The sequence below is a fragment of the Pseudomonas sp. BYT-1 genome, assembly GCF_023611805.1.
Lineage (GTDB): Bacteria > Pseudomonadota > Gammaproteobacteria > Pseudomonadales > Pseudomonadaceae > Aquipseudomonas > Aquipseudomonas guariconensis.
Genome location: NZ_CP072559.1, coordinates 1,449,315 through 1,475,993 on the forward strand (window position 1 = coordinate 1,449,315; position 26,679 = coordinate 1,475,993).

The 26,679-nt window shown below is 63.0% G+C and carries 28 protein-coding genes; 19 read left to right on the forward strand and 9 right to left on the reverse strand.

Going from position 1 to position 26,679, the window contains the following annotated elements:
- Positions 1-8: 8 nt before the first annotated feature.
- Entirely contained in the window at positions 9-2,051 is a 2,043-nt protein-coding gene (locus J5X93_RS06625; RefSeq protein WP_182941565.1) for a S9 family peptidase, read from the reverse strand.
- Positions 2,052-2,223: 172 nt separating this feature from the next.
- Between J5X93_RS06625 and J5X93_RS06630 the strand changes: the two genes are divergently transcribed.
- The 3 genes from J5X93_RS06630 to J5X93_RS06640 are packed head-to-tail and all read left to right on the forward strand — an operon-like array spanning position 2,224 to position 4,051.
- The gene (locus tag J5X93_RS06630) at positions 2,224-2,727 is read left to right on the forward strand and encodes an MFS transporter (protein WP_182941563.1); all 504 of its coding nucleotides are present in this window, start codon (positions 2,224-2,226) and stop codon (positions 2,725-2,727) included.
- A 16-nt stretch (positions 2,728-2,743) separates the two neighbouring features.
- The gene (locus J5X93_RS06635; protein WP_043215485.1) at positions 2,744-3,517 is read left to right on the forward strand and encodes a class II glutamine amidotransferase; all 774 of its coding nucleotides are present in this window, start codon (positions 2,744-2,746) and stop codon (positions 3,515-3,517) included.
- A 12-nt stretch (positions 3,518-3,529) separates the two neighbouring features.
- Positions 3,530-4,051 (forward strand): DUF2937 family protein, encoded by a 522-nt coding sequence (locus J5X93_RS06640; RefSeq protein WP_043215487.1) that lies wholly within the window; start codon positions 3,530-3,532, stop codon positions 4,049-4,051.
- 101 nt (positions 4,052-4,152) lie between these two features.
- Here the strand turns inward: J5X93_RS06640 and J5X93_RS06645 are convergent, their stop codons facing one another.
- Positions 4,153-5,064 (reverse strand): LysR family transcriptional regulator, encoded by a 912-nt coding sequence (locus J5X93_RS06645; RefSeq protein ID WP_043215489.1) that lies wholly within the window; start codon positions 5,062-5,064, stop codon positions 4,153-4,155.
- Positions 5,065-5,194: 130 nt separating this feature from the next.
- Here J5X93_RS06645 and J5X93_RS06650 point away from each other — a divergent pair, with 130 nt between their 5' ends.
- Genes J5X93_RS06650 through J5X93_RS06665 form a run of 4 tightly spaced genes read left to right on the forward strand, consistent with a single transcriptional unit; the run spans position 5,195 to position 8,873 of the window.
- A complete protein-coding gene (locus J5X93_RS06650; RefSeq protein WP_182941561.1) occupies positions 5,195-6,478 on the forward strand; it encodes an MFS transporter in 1,284 nt (427 codons plus the stop codon).
- 9 nt (positions 6,479-6,487) lie between these two features.
- On the forward strand, positions 6,488-7,267 hold the full coding sequence (locus J5X93_RS06655; RefSeq protein WP_182941559.1) for a 5-oxoprolinase subunit PxpA: 780 nt from the start codon (positions 6,488-6,490) through the stop codon (positions 7,265-7,267).
- A complete protein-coding gene (gene pxpB, locus J5X93_RS06660; RefSeq protein ID WP_090345346.1) occupies positions 7,264-7,959 on the forward strand; it encodes a 5-oxoprolinase subunit PxpB in 696 nt (231 codons plus the stop codon). Before J5X93_RS06655 ends, pxpB begins: the two co-directional genes overlap by 4 nt.
- A complete protein-coding gene (locus J5X93_RS06665; protein WP_102081366.1) occupies positions 7,956-8,873 on the forward strand; it encodes a 5-oxoprolinase subunit C family protein in 918 nt (305 codons plus the stop codon). The genes pxpB and J5X93_RS06665 overlap by 4 nt, the downstream gene beginning before the upstream one ends.
- Positions 8,874-9,061: 188 nt before the next feature.
- On the opposite strand, the gene J5X93_RS06670 is transcribed toward J5X93_RS06665, so the two are convergent.
- The 3 genes from J5X93_RS06670 to J5X93_RS06680 form a co-directional block, all read right to left on the reverse strand.
- Positions 9,062-10,240 carry a vWA domain-containing protein gene (locus tag J5X93_RS06670; protein ID WP_043209273.1) on the reverse strand — a complete coding sequence of 393 codons (1,179 nt, stop codon included), beginning with the start codon at positions 10,238-10,240 and terminating at the stop codon, positions 9,062-9,064.
- A gap of 12 nt (positions 10,241-10,252) precedes the next feature.
- The gene (locus J5X93_RS06675) at positions 10,253-11,098 is read right to left on the reverse strand and encodes an AAA family ATPase (RefSeq protein ID WP_043209275.1); all 846 of its coding nucleotides are present in this window, start codon (positions 11,096-11,098) and stop codon (positions 10,253-10,255) included.
- Positions 11,099-11,304: 206 nt separating this feature from the next.
- Positions 11,305-12,378 carry a DUF748 domain-containing protein gene (locus J5X93_RS06680; protein ID WP_102081365.1) on the reverse strand — a complete coding sequence of 358 codons (1,074 nt, stop codon included), beginning with the start codon at positions 12,376-12,378 and terminating at the stop codon, positions 11,305-11,307.
- A gap of 133 nt (positions 12,379-12,511) precedes the next feature.
- Here J5X93_RS06680 and cysK point away from each other — a divergent pair, with 133 nt between their 5' ends.
- The 3 genes from cysK (at position 12,512) to J5X93_RS06695 (ending at position 16,008) form a co-directional block, all read left to right on the forward strand.
- Entirely contained in the window at positions 12,512-13,486 is a 975-nt protein-coding gene (cysK, locus tag J5X93_RS06685) for a cysteine synthase A (RefSeq protein ID WP_090345350.1), read from the forward strand.
- Between the two features lie 214 nt (positions 13,487-13,700).
- Positions 13,701-14,636, forward strand: coding sequence for an aspartyl/asparaginyl beta-hydroxylase domain-containing protein (locus J5X93_RS06690; protein ID WP_043209281.1), 936 nt, complete (start codon positions 13,701-13,703; stop codon positions 14,634-14,636).
- A gap of 490 nt (positions 14,637-15,126) precedes the next feature.
- On the forward strand, positions 15,127-16,008 hold the full coding sequence (locus J5X93_RS06695; RefSeq protein WP_182941557.1) for a DMT family transporter: 882 nt from the start codon (positions 15,127-15,129) through the stop codon (positions 16,006-16,008).
- Positions 16,009-16,098: 90 nt separating this feature from the next.
- Here the strand turns inward: J5X93_RS06695 and J5X93_RS06700 are convergent, their stop codons facing one another.
- Complete coding sequence (locus J5X93_RS06700) at positions 16,099-16,974, reverse strand: DMT family transporter (RefSeq protein WP_102081362.1); 876 nt, start codon at positions 16,972-16,974, stop codon at positions 16,099-16,101.
- A 216-nt stretch (positions 16,975-17,190) separates the two neighbouring features.
- Between J5X93_RS06700 and aceK the strand changes: the two genes are divergently transcribed.
- Positions 17,191-18,906, forward strand: a complete 1,716-nt coding sequence (aceK, locus tag J5X93_RS06705; RefSeq protein WP_182941555.1) for a bifunctional isocitrate dehydrogenase kinase/phosphatase — start codon at positions 17,191-17,193, stop codon at positions 18,904-18,906.
- Positions 18,907-18,990: 84 nt separating this feature from the next.
- On the opposite strand, the gene J5X93_RS06710 is transcribed toward aceK, so the two are convergent.
- Positions 18,991-19,851 carry a DUF6279 family lipoprotein gene (locus tag J5X93_RS06710; protein WP_090345357.1) on the reverse strand — a complete coding sequence of 287 codons (861 nt, stop codon included), beginning with the start codon at positions 19,849-19,851 and terminating at the stop codon, positions 18,991-18,993.
- A gap of 130 nt (positions 19,852-19,981) precedes the next feature.
- On the opposite strand from J5X93_RS06710, the gene J5X93_RS06715 reads away from it, so the two are divergent.
- The gene (locus J5X93_RS06715; RefSeq protein ID WP_043209290.1) at positions 19,982-20,818 is read left to right on the forward strand and encodes a CvfB family protein; all 837 of its coding nucleotides are present in this window, start codon (positions 19,982-19,984) and stop codon (positions 20,816-20,818) included.
- On the opposite strand, the gene J5X93_RS06720 is transcribed toward J5X93_RS06715, so the two are convergent.
- Positions 20,819-21,199: a hypothetical protein gene (locus J5X93_RS06720; protein WP_043209291.1), complete on the reverse strand. Its 381-nt coding sequence runs from the start codon at positions 21,197-21,199 to the stop codon at positions 20,819-20,821. It abuts the gene before it with no gap.
- Positions 21,200-21,471: 272 nt separating this feature from the next.
- On the opposite strand from J5X93_RS06720, the gene J5X93_RS06725 reads away from it, so the two are divergent.
- Both J5X93_RS06725 and def read left to right on the forward strand, forming a co-directional pair.
- The gene (locus J5X93_RS06725; RefSeq protein WP_043209293.1) at positions 21,472-22,425 is read left to right on the forward strand and encodes a YihY/virulence factor BrkB family protein; all 954 of its coding nucleotides are present in this window, start codon (positions 21,472-21,474) and stop codon (positions 22,423-22,425) included.
- On the forward strand, positions 22,422-22,958 hold the full coding sequence (gene def, locus J5X93_RS06730) for a peptide deformylase (protein ID WP_043209294.1): 537 nt from the start codon (positions 22,422-22,424) through the stop codon (positions 22,956-22,958). Before J5X93_RS06725 ends, def begins: the two co-directional genes overlap by 4 nt.
- On the opposite strand, the gene J5X93_RS06735 is transcribed toward def, so the two are convergent.
- Positions 22,913-23,362, reverse strand: coding sequence for a GNAT family N-acetyltransferase (locus tag J5X93_RS06735; protein WP_090345359.1), 450 nt, complete (start codon positions 23,360-23,362; stop codon positions 22,913-22,915). The genes def and J5X93_RS06735 overlap by 46 nt on opposite strands.
- A gap of 238 nt (positions 23,363-23,600) precedes the next feature.
- Here J5X93_RS06735 and J5X93_RS06740 point away from each other — a divergent pair, with 238 nt between their 5' ends.
- The 5 genes from J5X93_RS06740 (at position 23,601) to J5X93_RS06760 (ending at position 26,669) form a co-directional block, all read left to right on the forward strand.
- Positions 23,601-23,858: a DUF2790 domain-containing protein gene (locus J5X93_RS06740; protein ID WP_043209299.1), complete on the forward strand. Its 258-nt coding sequence runs from the start codon at positions 23,601-23,603 to the stop codon at positions 23,856-23,858.
- Positions 23,859-23,940: 82 nt separating this feature from the next.
- Complete coding sequence (locus J5X93_RS06745) at positions 23,941-24,897, forward strand: threonine dehydratase (protein WP_043209302.1); 957 nt, start codon at positions 23,941-23,943, stop codon at positions 24,895-24,897.
- A 98-nt stretch (positions 24,898-24,995) separates the two neighbouring features.
- On the forward strand, positions 24,996-25,640 hold the full coding sequence (locus tag J5X93_RS06750) for a LysE family translocator (protein WP_043209304.1): 645 nt from the start codon (positions 24,996-24,998) through the stop codon (positions 25,638-25,640).
- Between the two features lie 209 nt (positions 25,641-25,849).
- Positions 25,850-26,272, forward strand: a complete 423-nt coding sequence (locus J5X93_RS06755) for a YybH family protein (protein ID WP_090345365.1) — start codon at positions 25,850-25,852, stop codon at positions 26,270-26,272.
- 52 nt (positions 26,273-26,324) lie between these two features.
- The gene (locus J5X93_RS06760; RefSeq protein WP_043209307.1) at positions 26,325-26,669 is read left to right on the forward strand and encodes a YciI family protein; all 345 of its coding nucleotides are present in this window, start codon (positions 26,325-26,327) and stop codon (positions 26,667-26,669) included.
- Positions 26,670-26,679: the final 10 nt, after the last annotated feature.

The following is a 26,679-nucleotide window of genomic DNA, read 5'->3' on the forward strand; positions in this document are numbered from 1 at the left end:
AATGCGGATTACATCACCCCCAGCTCGTTGAGCACGAAGGCATACTCCAGCGCCACATCGCGCAGCCCCTGGTAACGGCCGCTCATGCCACCGTGGCCGGCGCCCATTTCGGTCTTGAGCAGCAGCAGGTTGTCGTCGGTCTTGCAGGTACGCAGACGTGCCACCCACTTGGCTGCCTCCCAATACTGCACGCGGCTGTCGTTGTAGCCGGCGACCACCAGCATGGCTGGGTAGGCCTGGGCCTTGAGGTTCTCGTAGGGGGCGTAGGCCTTGATCCGCTGGTACACGTCCGGCTCCTGCGGATTACCCCATTCGTCGTATTCAGTGACGGTCAGCGGCAGCTCTGGGTCGAGCATGGTGTTGAGCACGTCGACGAACGGCACCTCGGCAATGGCGCAACGGAAGAGCTCCGGGCGCTGGTTGAGCACCGCACCTATCAGCAAGCCGCCGGCGCTGCCGCCACTGATGGCCAGGTGCGCGGAGTCGGTCACACCTTCGGCGATCAGGTGTTCGGCGCAGGCGATGAAGTCATCGAAGCTGTTCTGCTTGTGTTCCTGCTTGCCAGCCCGGTACCAGGCCTCGCCCAGCTCGCCGCCGCCACGCACATGGGCGATGGCGAAGGCCACGCCCCGTTGCAGCAGGCTCAGACGGGCATGGGAGAACCAAGGATCGAGGCTTTCGCCATAGGCACCATAGCCGTACAGGTAGAGCGGCACGCATTTGCCCAGATCGTCACGGCGGCGCACCAGGCTGATCGGTACCCGGGTACCGTCCTTGGCCACCGCCCACAGGCGCTGGCTGACGTAGTCGTCGGCGTCGAACTCACCCAGCACCGGCGTCTGCTTGAGCACGGCCTGGGCGCCGCTGGCCAAGTCCAGCTGGCGCACTTGGGCCGGCCGATTGAGCGCTTCGTAGCGCAGGCGCACGCGGGGGCTGACGAACTCCAGGCTGTCTTGCACGTACAGGCTATAGGCGGCATCCGGCAGCTCGACGCGGTAGGGCGGCAGGTCGCGCGGGTGCACTTCGATGATCGGCAGGCCGCCTTCGCGCAGGCTCAGGGTCAGCGCGCTGGCATTGAGGCTCAGGCCTTCGAGCATGATGTCGTCACGATGGGGGACCAGCACTTGCCATTGATCACGGGTCGGCACCTGCTCGGCCGGGGCGTGGAACAGGGCGAAATTGATACCGTCCTGGTTACTGCGGATGAACCAGCGCCACTGGCCGTCGAGCTGGCCGTGGTCGGGGTAGTACTCGTGATCCTCGACCCGGGGCGCCAGGCACGTGAACGCGGCCTGTGGAGTCGCGGCGTCCAGTACCCAGGCTTCGCTGGTGGTCTTGCTGTTGAGCAGCAGCACCAGCTGGCGCTCGGAGCTGGTGCGATAGCAATGCAGGAAAAACCGCCCATCGGCTTCCTCGAACACGCTCTGGGCGGTGTCCTCACCGAGGGTGTGACGGCGCAGGCGCCATGGGCGGTGTGTGTCGTCCAGCTCGGCGAAGAACAGCGTGCGGCTGTCGTTGGCCCAGGTCATGCTGCCGTCGCAGTCCTCGAAGGGCAGGGTGGTGACCGCGCCGCTGGTCAGGTCCTTGACGTACAGGGTATAGATTTCGTCGCCGCTGGTATCGAGGCTGTAGGCCAGCAGGCGATGGTCGGGGCTGACGTTGAAGGAGCCCAGCGCCAGGAAGCCGTCAGCAGCCAGCACGTTGGGGTCGAGTAGCAGTTCTTCGCGGCTTTCATCGACGGTGTTGCTGTCGTCCGCCGGACGCGGGCAGCGGTAGTGGCGCGGGTATTCATCGCCTGCTGTGGTGCGGGTGTAGTACAGGTACGGGCCCCAGGGGGAGGGCAGCGACAGGTCGGTTTCCAGGATACGGCCCTTGATTTCCTCGAACAGTTGCTCGCGCAAGGGAGCCTGGTCGGCCAGGCAGGCCTGCTGGTAGGAATTTTCCGCGTTCAGGTAAGCCAGCACCTGGGGCGTGTCGCGCTGTTGCAGCCAAGCGTACGGGTCGGGGGCGTTGTCGGCGTGGGCGATCGGCGGCTGGGGCGTGTTGGGCATTGGCAGTCTCATGGCAAGGGGTGGGCTGCATGGGCCTGTTCGCGGGTAAGCCTGCTCCTACGGGTCGTCTGCATGGCTTGCGACCTGTGGAATCGGGATTGCCCGTGAAGAGGGCGGCGCGGTCCAAAAGTGTTTATCATAGGCGTCTCTTTACCTGGCTTGCACGAACACCATGACCGAGAACGACTATACGCTCGCCTGGGGCTTGTACGCCCTTGCCGCCCTGGGCTGCCTGTGGGTGGGTTTCAAGCTCACTGGCTGGATGTGGCGCTGGCTGCGCGAACCGCTGCGGGTGGTCATGGCGGTGCTGTTGCTGACGCCCACCATCGTTGACCCGGTCAAGGAAAGCTTCGCGCCGGCCATCGCCATCACGGCGCTGGACGTGGCCTTCAAGGTCGGCAACAACGCCTGGCGCGCTGCTTCGGACCTGGCTATGTACGGTTTGATTGCGTTCATCCTGTACGGGGTGTTCGTGGTGGTGCGCTGGCCGCTGGAAAAACGCGCCCGCGAACGCCGGGCCAAGGCCGATGCCGCCGCCAAGCGCCAGGCTGCCGAGGATGAGCAGGTGATGGTCGAGGCGCCGGTCGCCGCCGACCGTCGCGACCGCTACCGCGACGATCCGCTGCCGGCGGTGCCTGTCGGCACCGGCCGTGGCCGGGTCGAGCCACGTCTGTAGGCAAGGGGCATCGAACATGTGCGAACTGCTGGGCATGAGTGCCAACGTCCCCACTGACATCGTCTTCAGTTTCACCGGCCTGATGCAGCGCGGTGGGCGTACCGGCCCGCACCGCGACGGCTGGGGCATCGGTTTCTACGAAGGGCGTGGCCTGCGGGTGTTCCAGGACCCGGCCGCGAGCAGCGAGTCGGAAGTGGCCAATCTGGTGCAGCGCTATCCGATCAAGAGTGAAGTGGTCATCGGTCATATCCGACAGGCCAACGTCGGCAAGGTGTGCCTGTCCAATACCCACCCGTTCGTGCGTGAGCTCTGGGGCCGCAACTGGTGCTTTGCGCACAACGGCCAGCTGGGCGATTTCCGTGGCCAGACCACCTTCTACCGCCCGGTGGGCGATACCGACAGCGAGGCGGCGTTTTGCGACTTGCTCAACCGCGTGCGTGAAGCCTTCCCGGAACCGGTTGAAATCGAACAGCTGCTGCCGGTGCTGGTCGAAGCCTGTGCCGGATATCGCGGCCAAGGCGTGTTCAATTGCCTGCTGAGCGACGGCGATTGGTTGTTCTGCTTCTGCTCGACCAAGCTTGTGCACATCACCCGCCGTGCGCCGTTCGGGCCGGCGCGCCTGAAGGACTTCGACCTGAACGTCGACTTCCAGGCTGAAACCACCCCCAACGATGTGGTCACGGTGATCGCCACCGAGGCCCTGACCGAAAACGAGACCTGGCACCGCTACGAGCCGGGTCAATGGGCCCTGTGGCGGCATGGCGAGTGCGTAGCCCAGGGGCAGAGCTAGGGAAGCCATTGCATGTTCAGAGGTTACCTGCGGTTGCTGTTGTTCACCTTCGGCTTGTTGGTCGGTCTTCAGGTTCCGGGGCTGATCAAGGATTACAGCCAACGGGTCGAAGCGCACCTGTTCGAGTCGCGTGAGGCGCTCTCAGGGTTCGAAGAGACGGCGCAACGCTTCTTCAAAGGCGACCTGCAAGCCCTCATACGCCATTACCGCAGCAGCGATGACCCGGTGTTCAACAGCGATGCCAACAGCATCGAAAGCCTGCTGATCCGCAACCAGTTGCTGGAAAACGAGTGGCAGGCGCTGCAAGGCCCGTGGCTGAGCCGCACCTGGCATGTGCTGGTGCAGGCCGATCCTCAGTTGCGCGAGGAAACCCTCAATGGCTACAGCTATCAGATCCTGCTGGTGCCCGAGGCGATCGGCTGGGGCTTGGGCGCCGGCTTCGTGCTGGCGTTGGTGATCGAAAGCCTGTTGCTGGGGCTTGGTTGGGTGGCGCTCGGCGGGCGTCGCACGGCCGTCAAAGAGAGCTGGCGCTAAGGTCCGCGGGAAACCCGCTCCCACAGGGCCGGGGCAAACTTCACGTTCAGCGGCGTGCCTGTGGGAGCGGGTTTGCCCTTGTAGATGACACCGCCGTCGATTCAGACCAGCACGATCCGCTGCTCCCCCGCATCCTGCGCGTAGCGCTCCAGCACTTGCCGACACAGGCTCACCACTTCTTCCACCAGCTCCACCCCGGTCTGCCAGGCCACCACCAGCTCAAGGCTCGGCGGTGGCTGCAAGCCACCCAGCAGCACCAACTCGCCGCGGGCAAGTTCGGCATCGACCAGCGCCGGGGGCAGGGCGCCGATGCCGAAGCCATCGCGCAGCAGGCGGGTGATGGCTGCCACTGAATTCACGCAATTCAAACGAGGTGTCTCGGCGCCGGCCGCCTGCAGCAGGCTGAGCACCTCCTGGTGCGGGCGCGAGTTCTTCGAGAAGGTGATGATCCGTTCGCGGGCAAGCTCGGCCAGCGAGGCATAGTCATGCTGCTGGGTCGAGCCCGCGGCAACGATCCAGCCCATGGGGTAGCGTGCCAGGTCCAGGCTGCGGATCGACTCCTGGCGCAGCAGGTCGGTCTGCAGGATCACGTCGAGAAAGCCCTTCTGCAGCTGCTCGCGCAGGTTCAGGGCCGTGTCGGCCACCAGTTCGATCTCTACCTGCGGGTAGCGCTCGGTCAGTTCGGCCACCAGGGCACTCATCCAGGTGTGGATGACCGTATCCATCACGCCGATGCGGATCCGCCCGACCTTGGCCCGGTCAGTGTCCAGCGACTGTTTCATGGCCTTGGCGGTGTCGAGCATGCGCTCGGCATATTCGAGCACCTTGCTGCCCTCCGGTGTCAGGCTGACTCCGCGCGAATCGCGCAACAGCAGCTTCACGCCCAGGTCCGCCTCCAGCGCGGCGATGCGGCTGGACACCGAGGCCTGGGTGGTGAAGAGCTTCTCGGCGGTGAGGCGAAAGCTCTTGAGCCGGGCAACCCAGACGAAGGTTTCGAGGAAGCGAAGGTTCATGATCAGTTTTTCTTGTTCCAGACCGGCGGTTTTTATCGTTGGACGCCCAGCGCACGGCCTCTGAACAATGACGCCCAGGCCGCGACGCAACGCGTCGCCCAGAGAACAATACCAACAAGCCGAGGCAATCATGAACCCAACCGGCGTGCAGCAGGCAGCCCCCCGGCCGTCCAACGGCCCCTTCGCCTGGTACCGCGACATCGACCGTCAGCAACGACGCACCTTCTGGAGCTGCAAGATCGGCTACGGCCTCGATGGCATGGACACCCAGATGCTGAGTTTCGTCATCCCCACGTTGATCCTGATGTGGGGCATCACCACCGCCGAGGCTGGGCTGATCCATACCAGCACCCTGATCGCTTCGGCCCTGGGCGGCTGGATTGCCGGCATTCTCTCCGACCGCATCGGCCGGGTGCGCACCCTGCAACTGACCGTGCTGTGGTTCGCCTTCTTCACTTTCCTGTGCGGCTTCGCCCAGAGCTATGAGCAACTGCTGATCGCCCGGACCCTGATGGGCTTCGGCTTTGGCGGCGAGTGGACGGCCGGCGCGGTGCTGATCGGTGAGGTGATCCGCGCCCAGGACCGTGGCAAGGCCGTGGGCATGGTGCAGTCCGGCTGGGCCATCGGCTGGGGATTGACGGCGATCCTCTATGCGTTGCTGTTCTCCTTCCTGCCGCCGGAGCAGGCCTGGCGGGCGCTGTTCCTGCTGGGCATCGTGCCGGCAGTGTTCGTGATTTTCGTCCGCCGCCTGGTCAAGGACCCGGAGGTCTACCGCCAAGCCAAGGCTGTGGAAAAGGCCCAGGCGCCGTCGCATTTTTATGAAATCTTCGCCCCAGGCATGCTCTGGACCACCCTGCGCGCCTCGCTGCTGACGACCGGCGCCTTGGGCGGTTACTACGCGATCACCTCCTGGCTGCCGACCTTCCTCAAGAACGAGCGTGGCCTGAGCGTGCTGGGCACCGGCGGCTACCTGGCCATGGTCATCGTCGGCTCCTACGTGGGTTATGTGATCAGCGCGTACCTGACCGATCTGCTGGGTCGCAAGAAGAACTTCATCCTGTTCGCTGTCGGCTCGTTCGTCATCGTGCTGCTTTATACCCAGATCCCGGTCAGTGACGGCGTCATGCTGTGGCTGGGTTTTCCGCTGGGGTTCTTCGCTTCGGGCATCTTCAGCGGCATGGGGGCTTTCCTGACCGAGCTGTTCCCCACCCGCATACGCGGTTCGGGGCAGGGCTTTTGCTACAACGTGGGGCGCGCCATCGCTGCGTTCTTCCCGCTGCTGATCGGCATGCTCAGCCAGAAAGTGCCTTTGGGCCTGGGCATTGGTGGTTTTGCCGCGGTGTCCTACGGTGTGGTGATCCTCGCGGCCCTGAGCCTGCCTGAAACACGCGGCAAACAACTCCAGGCACGGTAAGGTAGGCACATGAACAACCACAAGAGAGTTCGACCGGTGAAACGCCTGCTTCTCAATTGCGACATGGGCGAGAGTTTCGGCAGTTGGCGCATGGGCCTGGACGCCGAGGTGATGCCTTACATTGATTGCGCCAACATCGCTTGCGGCTACCACGCAGGCGACCCTGGCACCATGCGCCGCACCGTGGCCCTGGCACTGGAGCACGGCGTGACCATCGGCGCGCACCCGGCTTACCCGGACCTGGTCGGTTTCGGCCGCCGCTCCATGGCGTGCAGCAACGAGGAGATCCGAGACCTGCTGCATTACCAGATCGGCGCGCTGGAGGGGATCTGTAAGGTGCTGGGCAGCCGCGTGGCCTACGTCAAACCCCATGGCGCGCTGTACAACGACATGATGGCCGACCCACTCAAGCTGCGCGCAGTACTCGAGGCCGTGGCCGCCTATGATGCGGGACTGCCGGTGATGCTGATGGCCACCGCCGACGACAGCGCCGCACGCGCCCTGGGCGAGGCGATCGGTGTGCCGTTGTGGTTCGAGGCCTTTGCCGACCGGGCCTATACCGCTAGCGGTCATCTGGTTTCCCGGCGCCTGCCCGGCGCGGTGCATCACGACCCGGCCTTGGTGATCGAGCAGGCCTTGCGCCTGGCCCGTGGTGAGGCGCTGGTGGCCGATGACGGCAGTGCTGTGCAACTGGATGCCGGTACCCTCTGCGTGCATGGCGACAATGACAGCTCCGTGGCGGCCGTGCGGCAGATCCGCCAGGCCCTCGACGCCTTGGAGCAGCCATGAACCCATGCATCGAGGTGGTGGCCATCGACAGCTTGATGGTGCGCCTGTTCGACGTCATCGATGAGGCCAACATGCCGTGGATCCTGGCTGCCAGCCAGCGCCTGCGCACAGCCTTCGGGGCGGGGCTGGTGGATTTGGTCCCCTCCTATACCACCGTGATGGTGCAGTTCGAGCAGGCACCTGGGCAGGCGCGCGCGCTGATCGACCAGGCATTGGCGGATTTGCAGCCGGATGCGGGCAACACCGGGCGTCGCCATGAGATCCCGGTCTGGTACCACGCCAGCGTCGGGCCGGAGCTGCCGGTGCTGGCTGCCCGCAGCGGCCTGAGCGAGGCGGAGGTGATCGGCCTGCACAGCGAGCGGGAGTACCCGGTGTTTGCCCTGGGTTTCGCGCCGGGATTCGGTTTCATGGGCTTGGTGGATGAACGCCTGGCCAGCCCACGCCTGAGTACCCCGCGCAAGCGCGTGGCAGCGGGCAGCGTGGGCATCGCCGAGCGCCAGACCGCCGCCTACCCGGCGGTCTCGCCAGGCGGCTGGAACCTGATCGGCCGCACCCCGGTGCGCTTGTTCGACCACGCACGTGAGGGTTACAGCCTGCTGCAACCAGGTGATCGGGTGCGTTTCGTGGCGGTGTCTCACGAGCAGTTCATGGCATTGGGCGGCGACGACAGCCCGTTGGAGGCCCTGGCATGAAGCGATTGACGATCGAGTCCAGCACCGCGCTGTGTCAGTTGCAGGATGCCGGGCGTTTCGGCGTACGCCACCTAGGCGTGACCCAGGGTGGGGCGTTGGATTGGGTGGCGATGTACTGGGCCAACTGGCTACTGGGCAATGCGCTGGATGCGCCGGTGGTGGAGGTGACGCTGGGGGGCTTCACGCTGGTCGCCGAGGACGATTGCACCTTGGCCCTGGCCGGTGGAGATCTGGATGCGCGTGTCGACGATCAGCCTGTCCAGCCCTGGCGCAGCTTGCGTTTGGGCAAGGGCCAGCGCCTGAGTCTTCGCCAACCTCGGCAAGGCGCGCGGGCTTACGTGGCAGCGCCTGGCGGGTTCCAGGCCGAGACGGTATTGGGCAGTTGCGCGACCGTGGCACGCGAGGCGCTCGGCGGCCTCGATGGGCGAGGGAAGGCGCTGGCCAAAGGGCAAGTGTTGTCGTTCGCCAAGGGGGCGCCTGCCTTGCGTGAAGTGGCGCAGCATTTGCGTCCGACCTACCCGCAAAAGCCCGAACTGGAGCTGGTGATGGGCGCACAGATCGGCGCATTCAGCGGCACCAGCTTGTTCGAGGCGTTCAATCGTGAGTGGACCCTGGACAGCCGCGCCGACCGCATGGGTATGCGCCTGCTCGGGCCGCAGTTGGTCTACCAGGGCGCGCCGATGATTTCGGAGGGTATCCCCTTGGGCGCCGTGCAGGTGCCGCCGGACGGGCAGCCGATCGTGCTGCTCAATGACCGGCAGACCATTGGTGGGTATCCACGGCTTGGAGCGCTGACGCCCCTGGCGCTGGCGCAACTGGCGCAGTGCCTGCCCGGGGCGGTGGTGCGCTTCAGGGCGGTGGTGCAGGAGCTGGCCTGGCAGCAGCAGCAGGCTTATCTGCAACGTTGGCGGTGAGGCTGCCGGCCCTCTGGCGGGGCAATCGGAGCGCCGGACCCCGGCTTGCACAAGGTACGTGCTTAAGCCGGTAGGTGCGGGCTGGCCTGCGACGGGCCTATGCAGGGCAGTTGCTCAGGTGCAGCACAGTCCGCAATGGATGTGCTGCACCTGTGGGCGCGGGTTTACCCGCGAAACGGGCAACGCCATTACTTGGACAGGTAACGCATCCCGTCTTCCAGCCCCTGCAAGGTCAGCGGGTACATCTTGTCTTCGATCAGCTCGCGCACCAGATGGGTGGAGGCGGTGTAGTCCCAGGCCTGCTTGGGATACGGATTGATCCAGATGATCTTCCTGAACTTCTCCATGAAACGCTGCATCCACACGTACCCGGCTTCTTCGTTCCAATGCTCCACGCTACCGCCCGGCTGGGTGATCTCGTAAGGCGCCATGGCCGCATCGCCGACGAATACCACTTTGTAGTCGTCGCCATACTTGTGCAGCAGGTCGAAGGTGGAGAAACGCTCCGATGTACGGCGCAGGTTGTTCTTCCACACCGACTCGTAGACGAAGTTGTGGAAGTAGTAGTACTCCATGTGCTTGAACTCGGTCTTGCACGCGGAGAACAGCTCCTCGCAGACCTTGACGTGGGCGTCCATGGAGCCGCCGATGTCGAACAGCAACAGCAGCTTGACCGTGTTGCGCCGCTCCGGGCGCATCTGGATGTTCAGCAGCCCTGCATCCCGTGCGGTGTGGTCGATGGTGCCATCGATGTCCAGTTCCTCGGCAGCGCCTTCGCGGGCGAACTTGCGCAGGCGACGCAAAGCCAGCTTGATGTTGCGTGTGCCCAGTTCGACCTGGTCGTCGAGGTTCTTGTATTCGCGCTGGTCCCATACCTTGACCGCCTTGCCCTGGCGTTTGCCGGCCTCGCCCACGCGGATGCCTTCGGGGTTGTAGCCGCCGGAGCCGAATGGGCTGGTACCGCCGGTGCCGATCCATTTGTTGCCGCCGGCGTGACGTTCCTTCTGTTCTTCAAGGCGTTTCTTGAATTCCTCGATCAGCTTGTCCAGCCCGCCCAGGGACTGGATCTGCGCACGTTCCTCGTCACTGAGCGAGCGCTCGAACTCCTTGCGCAGCCAATCTTCGGGGATCAACGCCTCCAGGTGTCGGTCGAGATTCTCCAGGCCCTTGAAGTAGGCGGAGAAGGCCCGGTCGAACTTGTCGAAATGCCGCTCGTCCTTCACCAGGATGGCCCGCGCCAGGTAATAGAACTCGTCCATGTCGGCGAACACCACCCGCTGCTGCAAGGCATTGAGCAGGTCGAGCAGTTCGCGCACCGACACCGGCACCTTGGCCGCGCGCATTTCGTTGAACAGATTGAGCAGCATGGCCGGCTCCTGTCAGCGGTTGCCGCGCCGGCTCATGAAGGCCAGGCGCTCGAGCAGTTGCACGTCCTGCTCGTTCTTGACCAAGGCGCCGGCCAGCGGCGGAATGGCCTTGGTCGGGTCGCGCTCGCGCAGCACGGCTTCGCCGATGTTGTCGGCCATCAACAGTTTGAGCCAGTCGACCAGCTCGGAGGTGGATGGCTTTTTCTTGAGGCCCGGCACCTTGCGCACGTCGAAGAACACATCCAGCGCTTCACTGACCAGCGACTGCTTGATGTTGGGGAAGTGCACGTCGACGATGCGCTGCAGGGTGTCGCGGTCGGGGAAGGCGATGTAGTGGAAGAAGCAGCGGCGCAGGAAGGCGTCGGGCAGTTCCTTCTCGTTGTTGGAGGTGATGATGATGATCGGACGTTGCTTGGCCTTGATCGTCTCGTCGATCTCGTAGACGTAGAACTCCATCTTGTCGAGTTCTTGCAGCAGGTCGTTGGGGAACTCGATGTCGGCCTTGTCGATCTCGTCGATCAGCAAGATCACACGTTCTTCGGCCTCGAAAGCCTCCCAGAGCTTGCCCTTTTTCAGGTAGTTGCGCACGTCATGGACCTTGTCCACACCCAGTTGCGAATCGCGCAGGCGGCTGACCGCGTCGTATTCGTAGAGGCCTTGGTGGGCCTTGGTGGTGGATTTGATGTGCCAGGTGATCAGGCGGGCGCCGAAGGAGGCGGCGAGCTGTTCGGCGAGCATGGTCTTGCCGGTGCCCGGTTCACCCTTGACCAGCAGCGGGCGCTCCAGGGTGATGGCTGCGTTGACCGCCAGCTTCAGGTCGTCTGTGGCGACGTAGTCGCGGGTGCCTTCGAACTTCATGAACCGATCCTCTGCGGGGTGTCATTCAAGACCCTTTCGCGGGCAGACCACTCCCACAGGAAGCGGTGACGCTAGCCCTGTGGCAGCGGATTCACCCGCGAAAGAGGCGATACGTGTTTGTCATTGCCAGCGACTATAACGCGGGCCCAGGCGAGAGAAAACGCAGACTGGTCATTCAGTCTCTGAATGGTGCGTCGCGCCCCGCTTCAGTCGGAATCGGGCGGCGGTTGTTCGTAGCGTGCATTGAATGCCTGGATAAAGCCGTTGCGCAGGATCTGCAGGAACGCCTCGAAGGCGCTGATGTTGCGCTGGTGCACGCTACCGCTCAGCTCCACGCGGGTGGCGAACTGGTTCTTGGGCTGGTTCTTGAGCACCGTTTCGCTGGCGCCGACCAGCGCTTCCCAGATCGAACGGAAGAAGCCTTTGTCCTTGTCTTCCACGTCCTGCTGCCAATTGAACACATCCACATCCCGCAGCAGAGGCTTGATGTACCCGTGCAGACGGCCTTTCTCGGCCTGGGCTTCGATCACCAGATCGCCATGGCCTGCATTGAAGTCGAACTTGCCGTAAGCACTGGCGAAATCATTGAGCCGGCGCAGCTGGATACCGGTCGCGCGCAGGCGAAACTCGAAATCGTCGAAATCGCTGAACGGGTCGAAAGTGGCACGGCTTTCCACCCGGGCATCGCCCAGCAGCCGCGCTGTGCCGTCGAAATGGGCGTCGCGGCGGCCTTTTTCGTCGCGTACGTTGGTCAGGTTGCGGATGCTCGCGTCCAACTGGGTGGCCTTCAGATCGACAGGCGGTTTGGAATTGAAGTTGCGAAAGGTCAGGGTGCCGTTTTCGATGCGCACCTCGTTGAGGGTGATGGGCAGCAGTTTTTCTAGCTGCCGGCGCCAGTCGGTACCCTGGCCGGTCTGGGAGTTCTGCTTGTTGCCACCGTCGACGAAATTGAGCTCTGGGTGCACGAAGACGACCTCGGCGACCACGGCATGGTCGTACCACAGCGAACGCCAGCTCACCGAGAGGTCGATCAGCGGGGCATCGAGAAACGGCACCGGTACCTTGCCGCTGGTCTTGACGATCTTCAGCTCATTGATCTGGTAGGCCCCGCGCCACCAGGCCAAGTCCACGTCGGTGATGTGCCCGCGGTAGTCGCCCATGTCCGCGAGCCGGTCGTTGAGGTAGTCACGGACCAGGTAGGGCAGGGCCAGGTGCAGGGCCAGCAACAGCGCGACCAGGCTGGCCAGGCCTATCAGCGGCCAACGATAGCGAGCTTTCATCGAGGGCTCTCCGGGGCAGGTTGTCCGGTTGACCGCTATGGCCTGTGGGGAGTTCGAACGGGCTTTACTGCCCCCCGGGGCAGGCTTACCCTTGAAGCTTTCCCTGCTCCTACAAAGTTCAAGGACTCCTGCCATGAGCCGCATCTACGCAGACAACGCCCACTCCATCGGCAATACGCCGTTGGTGCAGATCAACCGCATCGCTCCGCGTGGTGTGACCATCCTGGCCAAGATCGAAGGACGCAACCCAGGCTATTCGGTCAAGTGCCGGATCGGCGCGAGCATGGTCTGGGACGCCGAGAGCAGCGGCAAGCTCAAGCCGGGCATGACCATCGTCGAGCCCACCTCGGGCAACACCGGCATTGGCCTGGCCTTCGTCGCCGCTGCCCGTGGCTACAAGCTGGTATTGACGATGCCTGCATCCATGAGCCTGGAGCGGCGCAAGGTGCTCAAGGCGCTGGGGGCCGAACTGGTGCTGACCGACCCGGCCAAGGGCATGAAGGGCGCGATCGAGAAAGCCAACGAAATCGTCGCCTCCGACCCGGCCAACTACTTCCTGCCGGGCCAGTTCGATAACCCCGCCAACCCGGCGATTCACGAAAAGACCACCGGTCCGGAAATCTGGAACGACACCGATGGCGCGGTAGACGTCCTGGTGGCGGGCGTCGGCACCGGCGGTACCATTACCGGGGTTTCGCGTTACATCAAGCACACCCAGGGCAAGTCGATCCTGTCAGTGGCGGTGGAGCCGGTGGCCTCGCCGTTGATCAGCCAGACTCTGTCGGGTGAAGAGCTCAAGCCAAGCCCGCACAAGATCCAGGGCATCGGCGCAGGTTTCGTGCCGAAGAACCTTGACCTGTCCATCGTCGACCAGGTCGAGACCGTCACCGACGACGAGGCCAAGGCCATGGCCCTGCGCCTGATGCAGGAAGAGGGCATTCTCTGCGGTATTTCCTGTGGCGCGGCGATGGCTGCCGCCGTGCGCCTGGCCGAGAAGCCCGAGATGCAGGGCAAGACGCTCGTGGTGATTCTGCCGGATTCGGGCGAGCGTTACCTGTCGAGCATGCTGTTCAGTGACTTGTTCACCGAACAGGAAAACCAGCAGTAACACGCGGTCCTGGCGATACCGGGGCCGTGTGGCGGCCCCGCTTTTCTGATGCACCGCTGATCCGGAGCAATGCCGGGCAGCACTCTTTGTTGCAAGATCCTGAAAACTGCACTGCGTCCCTGGAGGTTTTTACCAGGGGCAGATGGGTTTATGATGGCCGGATGATTTTGAATGGAGCAGGCCACGGCCTGGTTTCTTCTCCAAGGAGTGTTGCATGACCTTTTCCTTCGCCGCCAAGGCAGGTGTCCTGCTGGTGTTCTTCTCCAGTGTGCTGTTCGTGCACCTGCGCGGCAAGGCACGTCTTCCCGTGCTGCGCCAGTTCGTCAATCATTCGGCGCTGTTCGCACCTTATAACAGCCTGATGTACCTGTTTTCCGGCGTGCCGTCCAAGCCTTACCTGGACCGTCAGCGGTTTCCCGAGCTCGATGTGCTCAAGGACAACTGGGAAGTGATCCGCGAAGAGGCCATGCGCCTGTTCGACGAGGGCTACATTCGTGCCGCGGAAAAGGACAATGACGCAGGCTTCGGCTCGTTCTTCAAGAAGGGCTGGAAGCGCTTCTACCTGAAGTGGTACGACAAGCCGCTGCCCTCGGCCGAAATGCTCTGCCCCAAGACCGTCGAACTGGTCAGCCGCATCCCCAATGTCAAGGGCGCCATGTTCGCCTTGCTGCCCGGTGGCAGCCATCTGAACCCGCACCGCGATCCGTTTGCCGGCTCCCTGCGTTATCACCTGGGCCTGTCTACTCCGAATTCTGACAATTGCCGCATCTACGTCGACGGCCAGCCCTACGCCTGGCGCGACGGTGAGGACGTGATGTTCGACGAGACCTATGTGCACTGGGTGAAGAACGAAACCGACGTAACCCGCGTGATTCTGTTCTGTGACATCGAGCGCCCGCTCAGCAGCCCTTTGATGACCCGCATCAACCGCAAGGTCAGCGCCTTCCTGGGCCGCGCCACTGCGCCGCAGAACACCGATGACGAGCGCGTGGGCGGGATCAACCAGGCCTATGCCTGGAGCAAGCGCTTCAGCAACAAGATCAGCACCCGCGTGAAGCAGTTCAAGCGCGCAAATCCCAAGGCCTACCGCATCCTGCGGCCAGTGCTGGCGGTGGTGGTGGCGTATCTGCTGTACCGTTGGCTGTTCTGAATCACCTGTCATCGCATTCGCCGGTAAACCCGCTCTCACAGGCTCAGCGCAAACCTTGAGAGCGGGTTTTTCACTCCCACCGGCTCAACCTGGAACGTGCGGAAGCGGGTTTACCGGCGAAAGGGCCTGATCTGCCAATCCAGAATGCAGCTATTGCCCGGCCCGGGATTCGCCGTTATATTCCGAAACATTCTCTTCTCCGAAGACCCGATCATGCCTGCCATCCCTTCCATCACAGCTGTCGTCCTCGCGCCTGTCGCGGGCGTGGTTGTGCGTGGCAGTCAGCAGCCGGCCATGATCAGTCATTACCCACCACCTGTCAGTGGCGTGGTAGGCGGCGTAGCTCCGCCTCCTTGCGCAGTGGTGCTGGGCTGATCGGCCTCTGGCCGCCTCCCATCACACTCGCAACCTACTGAACACGGTCGGCTACCTCCCTCGCTAACGCGACAGCCTGCCGTTCGGCTCATTTGCCCTATACAGGTGGCAATACATGTCTGTCTTTTCCAAAGCATCCGTGGCCTCGGCGGCCACGACCAGCCTGTTCGTCCTGCTGTGGAGCAGCGGGGCGATCGTCTCCAAGCTTGGCCTTGCCCAGGCCAGCCCCTTTGCCTTCCTCCTGCTACGCTCGGCCCTGGCGCTTGCCGGCCTGCTGATGGTCAGCCCACTGCTGGGGCTGCGCTGGCCGCGTGGTCGTGGTGCCGTGCTGCGCGCCCTGGGTACCGGTTGCGTGTTGTTGGGCGCTTACCAGATCTTCTATCTGCTTGCGCTCAACACCCACGTCACCCCTGGCATCATGGCCACGGTCATGGGTGTTCAACCGATCCTTACCGTTGTGCTGATGGAGCGCCAGCGTTCCTGGAGCCGGCTGTTCGGGCTTGGCTTGGGGCTTGGGGGGCTGGTGATGGTGGTCTACCAAGGCCTCAACCTGGGCGGGGTATCCCTGGCTGGGATGCTGTTCGCCCTGCTGGCGCTGGCCAGCATGACGTTGGGCTCGATCCTGCAAAAGCGCATCACCGACAACCCCATGGGTACCTTGCCGTTACAGTACATAGCCGGCTTTGCCTTGTGCGCAGTGTTCGCGCCATTTCAGCCGCTCCAGGTGCAATGGAGTGCAAGCTTCATCGGTGCGCTGGCATGGATGGGGCTGGTGGTCTCGCTGTTGGCGACTTTGCTGCTGTATCGCCTGATCGCCCGTGGCAACCTGGTCAATGTCACAAGCCTGTTCTACCTGGTGCCTGCGGTGACTGCCGTGATGGATTATCTGATCTTCGGCAATCGTCTGGCACCGCTCAGCCTGCTGGGCATGGGGTTGATCGTCGTCGGGCTGCTGTTCGTGTTCCGCAAGCCGGTGTTGCGTACGGCTGAAGCCTGATGCACCGAGGGCCGCTTTGCGGCCCTCTTCGCGAATGGGTGTACGCCATTGCCAAGACGCAGGGCCTTGTCCCGTGATAGGGCCATGGCCCTATTTTTTGGCCGGACGCAGCACCAGCCACAAGGCCACACCGATCAGCACTCCACCATAGAGATGCGCCATCGACAGCGGCTCGTCCAGCAGCCAGGCGCCCCACAGGACGCCGAATACCGGAATCAGGAAGGTCACGGTACTGGCCTTGACCGGTCCGATCTCGGCCAGCAGGCGGAAGTACAGGATGTAGGCGAACGCCGTGCACAGCAGGCCCAGGCCCAGCAATGACAGCCACACCGGCCAACCGCCCCAGCTGGCCGGTGGCTGGGTGAGGGCACTCCAGGCGAACACCGGCGTCAGCAGCAAGGTCGCGCCGAGCATGCTGCCCAAGGCCGACAACCGACTATCCAGATCGCTCACCCAACGTCGCGCAAGGAACCCGGCAAAGCCATAGCAGGTGGTCGCGGCCAGACAGGCCAGGGCACCTTGCAACAAGGCTAGATCCAACGCCACCGGGCCCGCACCGCTGAGGATGCCGACGCCGAACAGCCCCAGGAATATGCCGCACAGCTTGGCCAGGGTCATGGGCTCGCGGAAGCAAAGCACGCCGATCAGCACACCCATCAGCGGCGTGGTGGCGTTGAAAATGGCTGAGTAGCCGGCTGGCAGCACCTGCGCGGCCACTGAATAGAAGGTGGCCGGGATCCCGGAGTTGATCATCCCCAATACCAGACAGGCGCCAAGCTTGCCGTTGAAGTCCCAGCGCACCCGCGCCGCGGCGAGAATGGCGATCAGACCCAAACACGCGATCGAGACGCGAAAGAACGCTGTCGGCACGGTGCCGAGTTCCGGCGCGATGATGCGCATGAACAGGAAGCTCGCCCCCCAGACAGCGGCAAGGGTCAGCAGACGGGCAAGGGCGATGGGGCTCACAGCGGTCTCCAGCAATCGGCAAGGGCGCGAGTGTACGCCATCGACTGAGCGCGGTTCTTGTCCTTTCTTGCTGTGAGAATTTGTCCGTGGCCTTTCGTGGGTGCGCGCTCACAGGGCGGCGATTGTCCTGCAAGAACGGGTTTGCCTGTGAAAAGGGCACGACGAAAGCAGGGGCAACTAAGCTTGCGTGTTGAACCCCCGCATGGAGTCCCCTGCATGTCCCAGTCATGGCCGGCGGCCGAGATCGCCCGGATGATCCTCGATGGTTTCGACGACTACCGCGAACATTTCCGGCGCATCACCCTGGGCGCGCGCGAGCGCTTCGAACAGGCGCTGTGGCAGCAGATCCAGCAGGCTGCGGCGGCACGCATCAATCTCTATGAAGAAAAGGTCGCCCAGGTCAATGGCTGGCTGCGCGATGGCTTTGCCGAGGCGGTACTGCTGGATGTCGAGCAATGGCCACTGGTGAAGAACGCCTACATCCGTCTGATCGACCCGCGCCTTGACGATGAGTTGGCCGAGACCTGGTACAACTCGATCTTCTGCAGCCTGTTCAGCCACGACCTGATCAGCGATGGCTGCATGTTCATCCATACCACCCGGCCGTCGATGCGCGGACATGAGCGGGCTGCACAGACCCGTATCTATCAGCCTGACGGCAGCGTCCGGAGCCTGTTGCGCTCGATCTTTGCTGATTACCCGTTCAGTGTGCCTTATGGCGACCTGGACGGGGACGTAGCACGTCTTGAGCAGCAACTGCGCGAATGCTTGCCCGATTGGGTCTGCAAGGATCCCTCGCTGGCCGTCGAGCTGTTCTCACCGGTGCTCTACCGCAACAAGGGCGCCTACCTGGTGGGGCGGCTGTACACGCCGGATGAGCAGTGGCCGCTGGTGATTCCGCTGCTGCACCGCGAGGGCCATGGCATCGAGGCGGATGCGGTGATCACCGACGAAGCCGAGGTGTCGATCATCTTCTCCTTCACCCGCTCGTATTTCATGGTCGATGTGCCGGTGCCGGCGGAGTTCGTCAATTTCCTCAAGCGCATCCTGCCGGGCAAGCACATCGCGGAGCTGTACACCTCAATCGGCTTCTACAAACACGGCAAGTCCGAGTTCTACCGTGCGTTGATCAATCACTTGGCCAGTACCGAGGATCGCTTCGTCATGGCGCCTGGGGTGCGCGGCATGGTGATGAGCGTGTTCACCCTGACCGGCTTCAATACTGTGTTCAAGATCATCAAGGACCGCTTCTCGCCGTCCAAGACCGTGGACAGGGCCACGGTGATCGACAAGTACCGTCTGGTCAAAAGCGTCGATCGGGTCGGGCGCATGGCCGATACCCAGGAATTCGCCGATTTCCGTTTCCCCAAGGCCAAGTTCGAAGCGCAGTGCCTGGCCGAGCTGCTGGAGGTGGCACCCTCGACCGTCAAGCTTGAGGGCGACACAGTGCTGATCCGTCACTGTTGGACCGAACGGCGCATGACGCCGCTCAATCTTTACCTGGAACAGGCCAGTGAAGCCCAAGTGCTGGAAGCGCTGGAGGACTACGGCCTGGCGATCAAGCAACTGGCGGCGGCGAACATCTTTCCTGGTGACATGCTGCTCAAGAATTTCGGCGTCACCCGTCATGGTCGGGTGGTGTTCTATGACTACGACGAGATCAGCTTCCTGACCGAGGTGAACTTCCGGCATATCCCGCCGCCGCGTTATCCGGAGGACGAGATGTCCGGCGAACCGTGGTATTCGATCGGGCCGCACGATGTGTTTCCGGAGGAGTTTCCGCCGTTTCTGTTCGCCGACATCGGCCAGCGACGGCTGTTCAGCCGGTTGCATGGCGAGCTGTATGACGCCGATTACTGGAAGGGGCTGCAGGCGACGATCCGTGACGGGAAGGTCATCGACGTGTTTCCGTATCGGCGCAAGGTGCGGTGAGCGTTTGAGGCTGGCTTAGAGCCCATCGCAGGTTGTCGCCAGGCGCTACAGCCTGATCTGGAGGCTGGCGACAGCGCAAAGGTGCTACCCCTTCATGCACTTGAGTTCGGTGAAGTCGTTGCGCACCTTGCTCAGCCGTTCCTGGAGGTACTGCCGTTGTACCGGGGTGCTCTGCTTCATCAGGTCCACCAGCAGGCTGCGGGCCTGTTGTTCGGAATGCTGGAAGGCAATGCGGTATTCCGGGCTCCATAGGCTCTCCTTGCGTTGCAGCAACTGCGCGATGCGGGGCTCGAAGGCGGGCGTGTCGCGCTGAGCCATGACCAGCACCAGTTGCTGCTGCCAGTGGGCGCGGTTGGCGATCCACTGACGATTCTGGTCGCCGAGGGCCTGGGACCAGGTCAGCACGCGCAGGCGTTGGGACGCGTTGAGTTCGCCCAGCCAGGGTTCGAGGCGCTTTTCCATGCGTTTGGCGCGGTCGTTGATCTGCTTGGGCAGGGGCGTCTCGACATAGTTGGCCTGGCGCTCGCGGATGTCATCAAGAAAGGCTTGGCGCATCTGCGCGACCTGCTCGTCGCTCATGCCACGCAACAGCTGGGTGGCGGAGGGGGTGATCGCCTCGGCGACCCGGCCGATGGCCTGGCGAGCTTCGGTGGTGCGCTGCAGTAGTGCCTGGTCGGTGACTTGGTCGGTGACGACCATCTGGCGGATCTGGTCGAGCCACTCCAGGTAGCCGGGCAGTTGCGTCTTGCAATGCCAGGCCAGGTGCTGCTTGAGACGCTCATCGAGCCAGGTTTTCTGCTGGCGGTTCATGTTCAGGTAGTCATCCAGGGACCAGGGCACCAGCACGTCGAGGTTGCGGTAGGCCAGGTCGATGCGGCTGCAGGCGGCCACTGCCAGGGTCAGGCACAGGACGATGATGAACACAGGGCGTAGGGTGACTGGCATGGGCGAATCCTTGCTGGAGCTTGCCGGGCAGTAGACGCAAGGGAGCTCCGTCGGTTCCTGGGCACGGACGGCCAGGCGGCGAAGGCTGTTCAGGTGTAGAATAGCCGCCTTGTCTTGAGGATCTTCGTAAATGGCTTTGCTTGGGCGTTACAACAGTTTGCAAATCGTGAAATACACGGACTTCGGCCTGTACCTGGATGGCGGTGCGGATGGCGAGATCCTGCTGCCCAAGCGCTACATCCCCAAGGACGTCGACGCCGAGATCGACGACTGGCTCAATGTGTTCATCTACCTCGACAGCGAAGACCAGCTGATCGCCACCACCGAAAAGCCCAAGGTACAGGTCGGTGAGTTCGCCAGTCTCAAGGTCAAGGACATCAACGGCGCGGGCATCTTCCTCGACTGGGGGCTGTCCAAGGACCTGTTGATGCCCTATTCGGAAGAGTCGCGTCCGCTGAAGATCGGCGACTACTGCGTGGTGCACGTCTACCTGGACAAACGTACCCGTCGCATCACCGCCACCGCACGCCTGGACCGCTACCTCGATCGCACCCCGGCCGACTACCAGGCCGGCCAGCCGGTGGAACTGCTGGTGGCCGGGCAGACGCCCATGGGCTTCAAGGCGATCATCAACAACCGCCACTGGGGCTTGATCCACAAGAACGAGGTGTTCAAGTTCCTGCGTTCGGGCATGCATGAGAAGGGTTACATCAAGGAAGTGCGCCACGACGGCAAGATCGCCCTGAGCTTGCAGCCGGTGGGCAAGGTCCTGGTCGACAGCCTGCCCGAGCAGATCATGGCGCGCCTGGAGGCTGCGGGCGGGATGCTCGAGGTGTGCGACAAGAGCGACCCTGAAGTGATCAGCCGACTGTTCAATGTCAGCAAGGGCAACTTCAAGAAAGCGATCGGCGCCCTCTACAAGCAAGGCCGCATCGTCATCCTTGACGATCGCATCGAACGGGCCTGATCAACCCTGCAGGAAGGGCGTGAAGTCCAGCTGCTCGCCACCGGGGCGGGTGTCGCGCAGCAGCGAGTCACGGTCGGCGCTCAGGGCCAGGCTGATGGTCGAGCGCCGCTTGCCCGGATGACGGACTTCCATCTGCTCCTGGTGAGCGCGCAGGAAGTTGGTCGGCACTTTCAGGTGCTGCAGCTCATCGGTCTCGGGGGTGTGCAGCAGCAGGTTGACCCAGTCGGGCTGGCCTTTGCGCAGTAGCGCCGTCGGCACATCGAACCACCACAGGTTGCGTTTGCGGTCCAGGATCGCGAGCAGGGTGTTGTCGCGGTTGAGCACCGGCCGCTCCAGCGCTTGGTTACGGCGGGCGATGGCGGTGGGTTTGTCGAGTTTCATGCAGGTTCCTGCGGGTTGACGCGAGATAAGGCCTGGTATTGTGCGGGGCCGGCTGCGGGCAAACAAGCCTGGGAGCAGCGGCCCGGTCCAGCAGCAAGGCGCTTACGGTTCAGCCCCGGTCGGTCTACAGGCATTTGTAGCTGTTTTCTTTTGTTGGCCTGGCGTTGAGCTGCAACGTGTCTGATGTGGTCTATTAGACTTGCATCATTGAAACGTGCCTGCCCGATTGGCTGGCCTTCACCTGACACGATCCTGCAGCGAAAGGAGACGCTATGTTTTTCCCCAACCTGCGCGGTTTGCCCCTGCACCGCGTGCTGGTGCGCACCGTCCGCGAGTTTCTCGATGACGAGATGTCCACTTATGCGTCCGCGCTCGCCTACCAAATGCTGTTTTCGTTGTTTCCCTTCCTGTTGTTCCTCATCGCCCTGATCGGTTTCCTGCACCTGCCGGACTTCTTCTCCTGGCTGCGCCTGCAGTCGGAGCTGGTGCTGCCGCCCCAGGCCCTGGAGCAGGTCAATCCGGTGATCGACCAGCTGCAGCAGTCAAAGGGGGGGCTGCTCTCGGTGGGTATCGTCATCGCCCTGTGGACGGCTTCGGCCGGCGTGCGCCTGATGATGAGCGCGATGAACGCCGCCTACGACGTACCCGAAGGGCGGCCGGTCTGGAAGCGCATCCCGCTGTCGGTGGTTTACACCATCGGCATCGCCGGTATGCTCCTGGCGGCGGCGGCGCTGATGGTGCTAGGGCCGCAGGTGATGGAGTGGATCGCCGCCCAGGTGGGCATGCAGGAGGTCATCGTCACGGTCTGGACCATCCTGCGCTGGCCGGCGATCATCATTCTGATGATGGTGGCGGTGGCGCTGATCTACTACGTCATGCCCGATGTGAAGCAGGAGTTTCGCTTCATCACCCCAGGCTCGGTATTGGCGGTGGTCGTGTGGATCATTGCTTCGCTGGCATTCGGTTACTATGTGAAGACCTTCGCCGATTACAACGCCATGTACGGCAGTATCGGGGCAATCATCGTCCTGCTGCTGTACTTTTACATTTCCGCCGCCGTGCTGCTGCTCGGTGCCGAGATGAACGCGGTGATCGAGCACATGTCGGCCGAAGGCAAGAACCCTGGTGAGAAGGAAGCCGCAGGTCATACCTCCAAGGAGACATTGACAGTGCTCGGCCATGAACATCCTGTCGAGCCCCAGCCGAGTGAGCCGAACCCCCGATGATCCGTGACATCCTCAAGATGGGCGACGAACGCTTGTTGCGCATCGCCCCACCGGTACCGGCGGACCTGATCGGCAGCGAGCAGTTGCAGGCGCTGATCGACGATATGTTCCAGACCATGCGCCATGTGGGCGGCGTGGGCCTGGCCGCACCGCAGATCGGCGTCGACCTGCAACTGGTGATCTTCGGCTTCGAGCGCAGCGAGCGTTATCCGGATGCCGAACCCGTACCCCAGACCATCCTGCTCAACCCGGTGATCACGCCCTTGTCCCCGGAGGTCGAGGACGGCTGGGAAGGCTGTCTGTCGGTGCCGGGGCTGCGCGGTGTGGTGCCGCGCTTCAAGCACATCCGTTACGAGGGCATCGACCCCGATGGCAATCCGATCAACCGCTTCGCCGACGGTTTCCACGCCCGTGTCGTGCAGCATGAATGCGACCATCTGATCGGCCGGCTGTACCCGTCGCGCATTCAGGACTTCAGCAAGTTCGGCTATACCGAGGTGCTGTTCCCTGGGCTCGATGCACGTGACGACTGATCTCGCACCATTGCCACCAGACGCTTGCTGCGCTGGTAGCGCGCCAGCCGTGAGGCCAGTGCCTCGGGCAGCGTATCTGTCAGGGTGAAGGCCTGGCGCTGGTAGAAGGCCTCCAAATCAGGATGGCAGAACAACCAGGTCGGGCCGCAGGTGACCTGCAGTGCCGCTTCGATCAACTGGGACGCGACCTGTTGGCCACGCCACGCTGGCGCAACGAACAGGCCTGTGAGCCAGTGCCCTTGGGCCACGGGGCTCAGGCTCATGCCCGCGACGATACCTCCCGCCCGTGCCACCCACCATTGGCCATCGCCCGCGGCGCGCATGCGAGAGTCGTGCTGGCGGTAGAAATGATCGAGTAGCTTACGTTCAAGGGGCCCCAGAGGGCTGCAATGGAGCGGATTCATGGGCGTGGACAAGGGTTTTCGTGGAGGCGTTTTTTCGCAGATTGTTGCAGGGTTCGCAAGAGTGATTGTCCGAGTTCGGGGTTCAACTATTCCAGGCGGGGAGTAGACTTTCAGACATCCCCCGGCAGTACGAAACGGGATCGGTACTTCGTGTCATCTTCGGAGTGATGACAACTTCTCCGCGCCATTCACGGCATATGAAGTCAATCGAGTTGATTGCTTTTAAGGCCAACCTCTCATGAAAGCTTTACTGATTCTCGCACTGGTCGGTATGTCCTCGCTCGCCTTCGCCGATGAGGTCAAGACCGCCACCAACCAACCTGCAGTCGAGCAGTACGACTATTCCACCAACCTGGACATCAAGCGGGTGATCAGCCTGTCGACCATCCCCAACGTCTGCGAGGTGGTGCCTGCGACCATGACCTACGAAGACCACCAGGGCCAGGTACACACCATCCAGTACCGCGCCATGGGCGAGGGTTGCAGCCAGGGCTGAAACTGTCGGTGGGCAGATAAGGTTTACCTCGGCGTCGGGTCGGGCTTAGGATCGATCTCCCTTTGATGAAGGAATATCGTCCATGTTCGACCTGCCCGCCCTGCGTGAAGCCGCCGACTTCGTCCACCAGCACGTTCCCGCCACACCGCAGCATGCCTGGCCGCTTTTGGCCGACCGTTTGGGTTGCAAGGTCTGGGTCAAGCACGAAAACCATGCGCCGACCGGTGCCTTCAAGGTTCGTGGCGGGCTGGTCTATGTGCGGTCGCTGTTGGCCAATGGCAAACCACCGCGAGGGCTGGTCACCGCCACCCGTGGTAACCATGGCCAGAGCATGGCGCTGGCGGCGCGTCAGGCTGGGGTGCCGCTGGTGATCGTAGTGCCGGAAGGCAACTCGCGAGAAAAGAACGCCGCCATGCGTGCCTTGGGCGCCGAATTGGTGGAACACGGGGTCGATTTCGATGTGGCCCGCGAAGAAGCCGCCAGGCTTGCAGAGTCGCTGGGTTACGCCATGGTGCCTTCATTCCATCCGGAGCTGGTGCGCGGCGTGGCCACCTATGCGCTGGAGCTGTTCGATGCGGTGGCAGACCTGGATTGCGTCTACGTGCCGATCGGCATGGGTTCGGGTATTTGTGGTCTGATCCAGGCGCGCAACCTGCTGGGGTTGAAGACCCAGATCGTCGGCGTGGTCTCCAGTGCTGCCGATGCTTATGCCCAGAGCTTCGAGCAGGGACGCATCGTCACTACCGAGACCGCCGACACCTTCGCCGACGGCATGGCCTGCCGGGTTCCGCACCCTGATGCCTTCGCGCTGGTTCATGAACACGCCGCACGCATCGTGCGCGTCACCGACGATGAAGTCGCCCAGGCCATGCGCCTTTACCACGAAGCCACCCACAACACCGCCGAAGGTGCCGGCGCAGCGGCCCTGGCGGCGTTGATGCAAGAGCGCGCGCGTCAGGCCGGCAAGCGTGTGGCGGTGGTGCTGAGCGGGGCGAACATCGATCGAGAGCGCTATGCGCGGGTGCTGCTCGGTGCTTGAGGGTATTCAGGCGATGTTTCATGCGCGAAAGATCTGAACAGGGCATCACGCGCTCAGGCACAATCGCCTTCCCTTGAACCTGCATGACCGAGTCTCCCATGCCCTTTTCGAATGGATTCCTCCTCAGCCTGTCCCTGTGCCTGGACATCGGTGTCGCCAACATCGCCATGATCACCCTGGCCATGCAACGCGGTTTCATGCAAGGCGTGTGGCTGGGGCTGGGGACGTGCGTGGGTGATCTGATCTATGCCGTTGCCGCGCTCGCGGGCATGACCGTGCTGCTGCAGTTCGAAGCGGTGCGCTGGACGTTGTGGCTGGGCGGCTCGGCCCTGCTGGTGTGGTTCGCGCTGAAGATGTTGCTGGCGGCCTGGCGCGGTGGGCATCTGGAGGCCAGTGGACAGGCAGTGGTGGAGCCGGCCTGGCGCGAATTCTTGCGGGGGATGTTCCTGGCCATGTCTTCGCCTAGTGCCATCCTCTGGTTCGCGGCAGTGGGCGGGGTGCTGATTTCCCGCTCCGGTGCCGGTGGGCCGCTGGAGGCCGGACTGTTCCTGGGCGGCTTCTTTGCGGCCGGGGTGGTGTGGTGCCTGGGCCTGTGTGCTATCGCCAGTCACGGCGGGCGTTTGCTGGGGGATCGTCTGCTGACGTGGTCGTACCTGCTTTCGGCGGCGATCTTCTGTTACTTTGCCGGATACGTGGTGCTTTCAGGGTACCGTGAGTTCATCCTTGCGAGCCCTGCCATGTGATTTTCCGGGGCTGTGATTTGTCCGTGAGCAACGATTTTGGTATTCGCGGGTAAACCCGCTCCTACACGTCAAAGCTGAAAAGCCGCAGTGTTTGCTGCTTTGATTTTTTTTCGCCTGCCTTGTCGATTTCCCCAATCACCATTCGACCAGTCATGAAGGCGCCGAAACTTGAGGCGCCAACCGCTCATGACCGATTGGAGGAAACACCGATGAACACCGCCGAAACCCAACTCAACCAATTGATCGACCGCTGGATGCAGGCCGTGCGCGACCGCGACCTGGACGCCATCTGCGCGCCGTACGCTGACGACATCGTCGCCTTCGATGCCATCAACGCATTGCAATTCAAGGGTAAGGCCGCCTACCGGGCGCACTGGGAAATGTGCATGAGCTTCTGCACCGGGCCCATGGTGTTCGAACTGGCGCAACTGACCGTGCATGCCGACGGTGACCTGGGCTTTGCCCATTGGCTCAATCGCTGCGGCCCTTCGGACGACGAGAGCCAATGCGGCTTCATGCGGGCCACCGTAGGCTATCGTCGTAGTGGCGGGCAATGGCAGGTCATTCACGAGCACTGGTCGGCACCGTTCGACATGCAAACCCAGAAAGCCCTGTTCAACCTCAAGCCTTAACGACCCTGCCGCTCATCGGCAAACGCACCTTTGCGCAGCATTGGAGACGACCATGAAATACCTGTGCCTGGTCTATTGTGACGAAGGGCTGCTGCACAGCCTGCCCGACAGCCCTGAAGATGCCGAATGCATGGCCTACGCTGAGTCGTTGCAGGGGGCCGGGCGAATGCTTGCGGCCGAGGCGCTCAAACCTGTGCAGACCGCCACCACAGTGCGTGTGCGGGGTGGGCGCATGAGCCTGACCGACGGTCCGTTTGCCGAGACCAAGGAGCAATTGGCGGGTTTCTACCTGGTCGATGCGCGCGACCTGAACGAGGCACTGAACATCGCCAAAGGCATTCCGGCGGCGCGAGTCGGTAGCGTCGAGGTACGGCCTGTACGTGAGTTGCAACCCTGACGACGGAGAA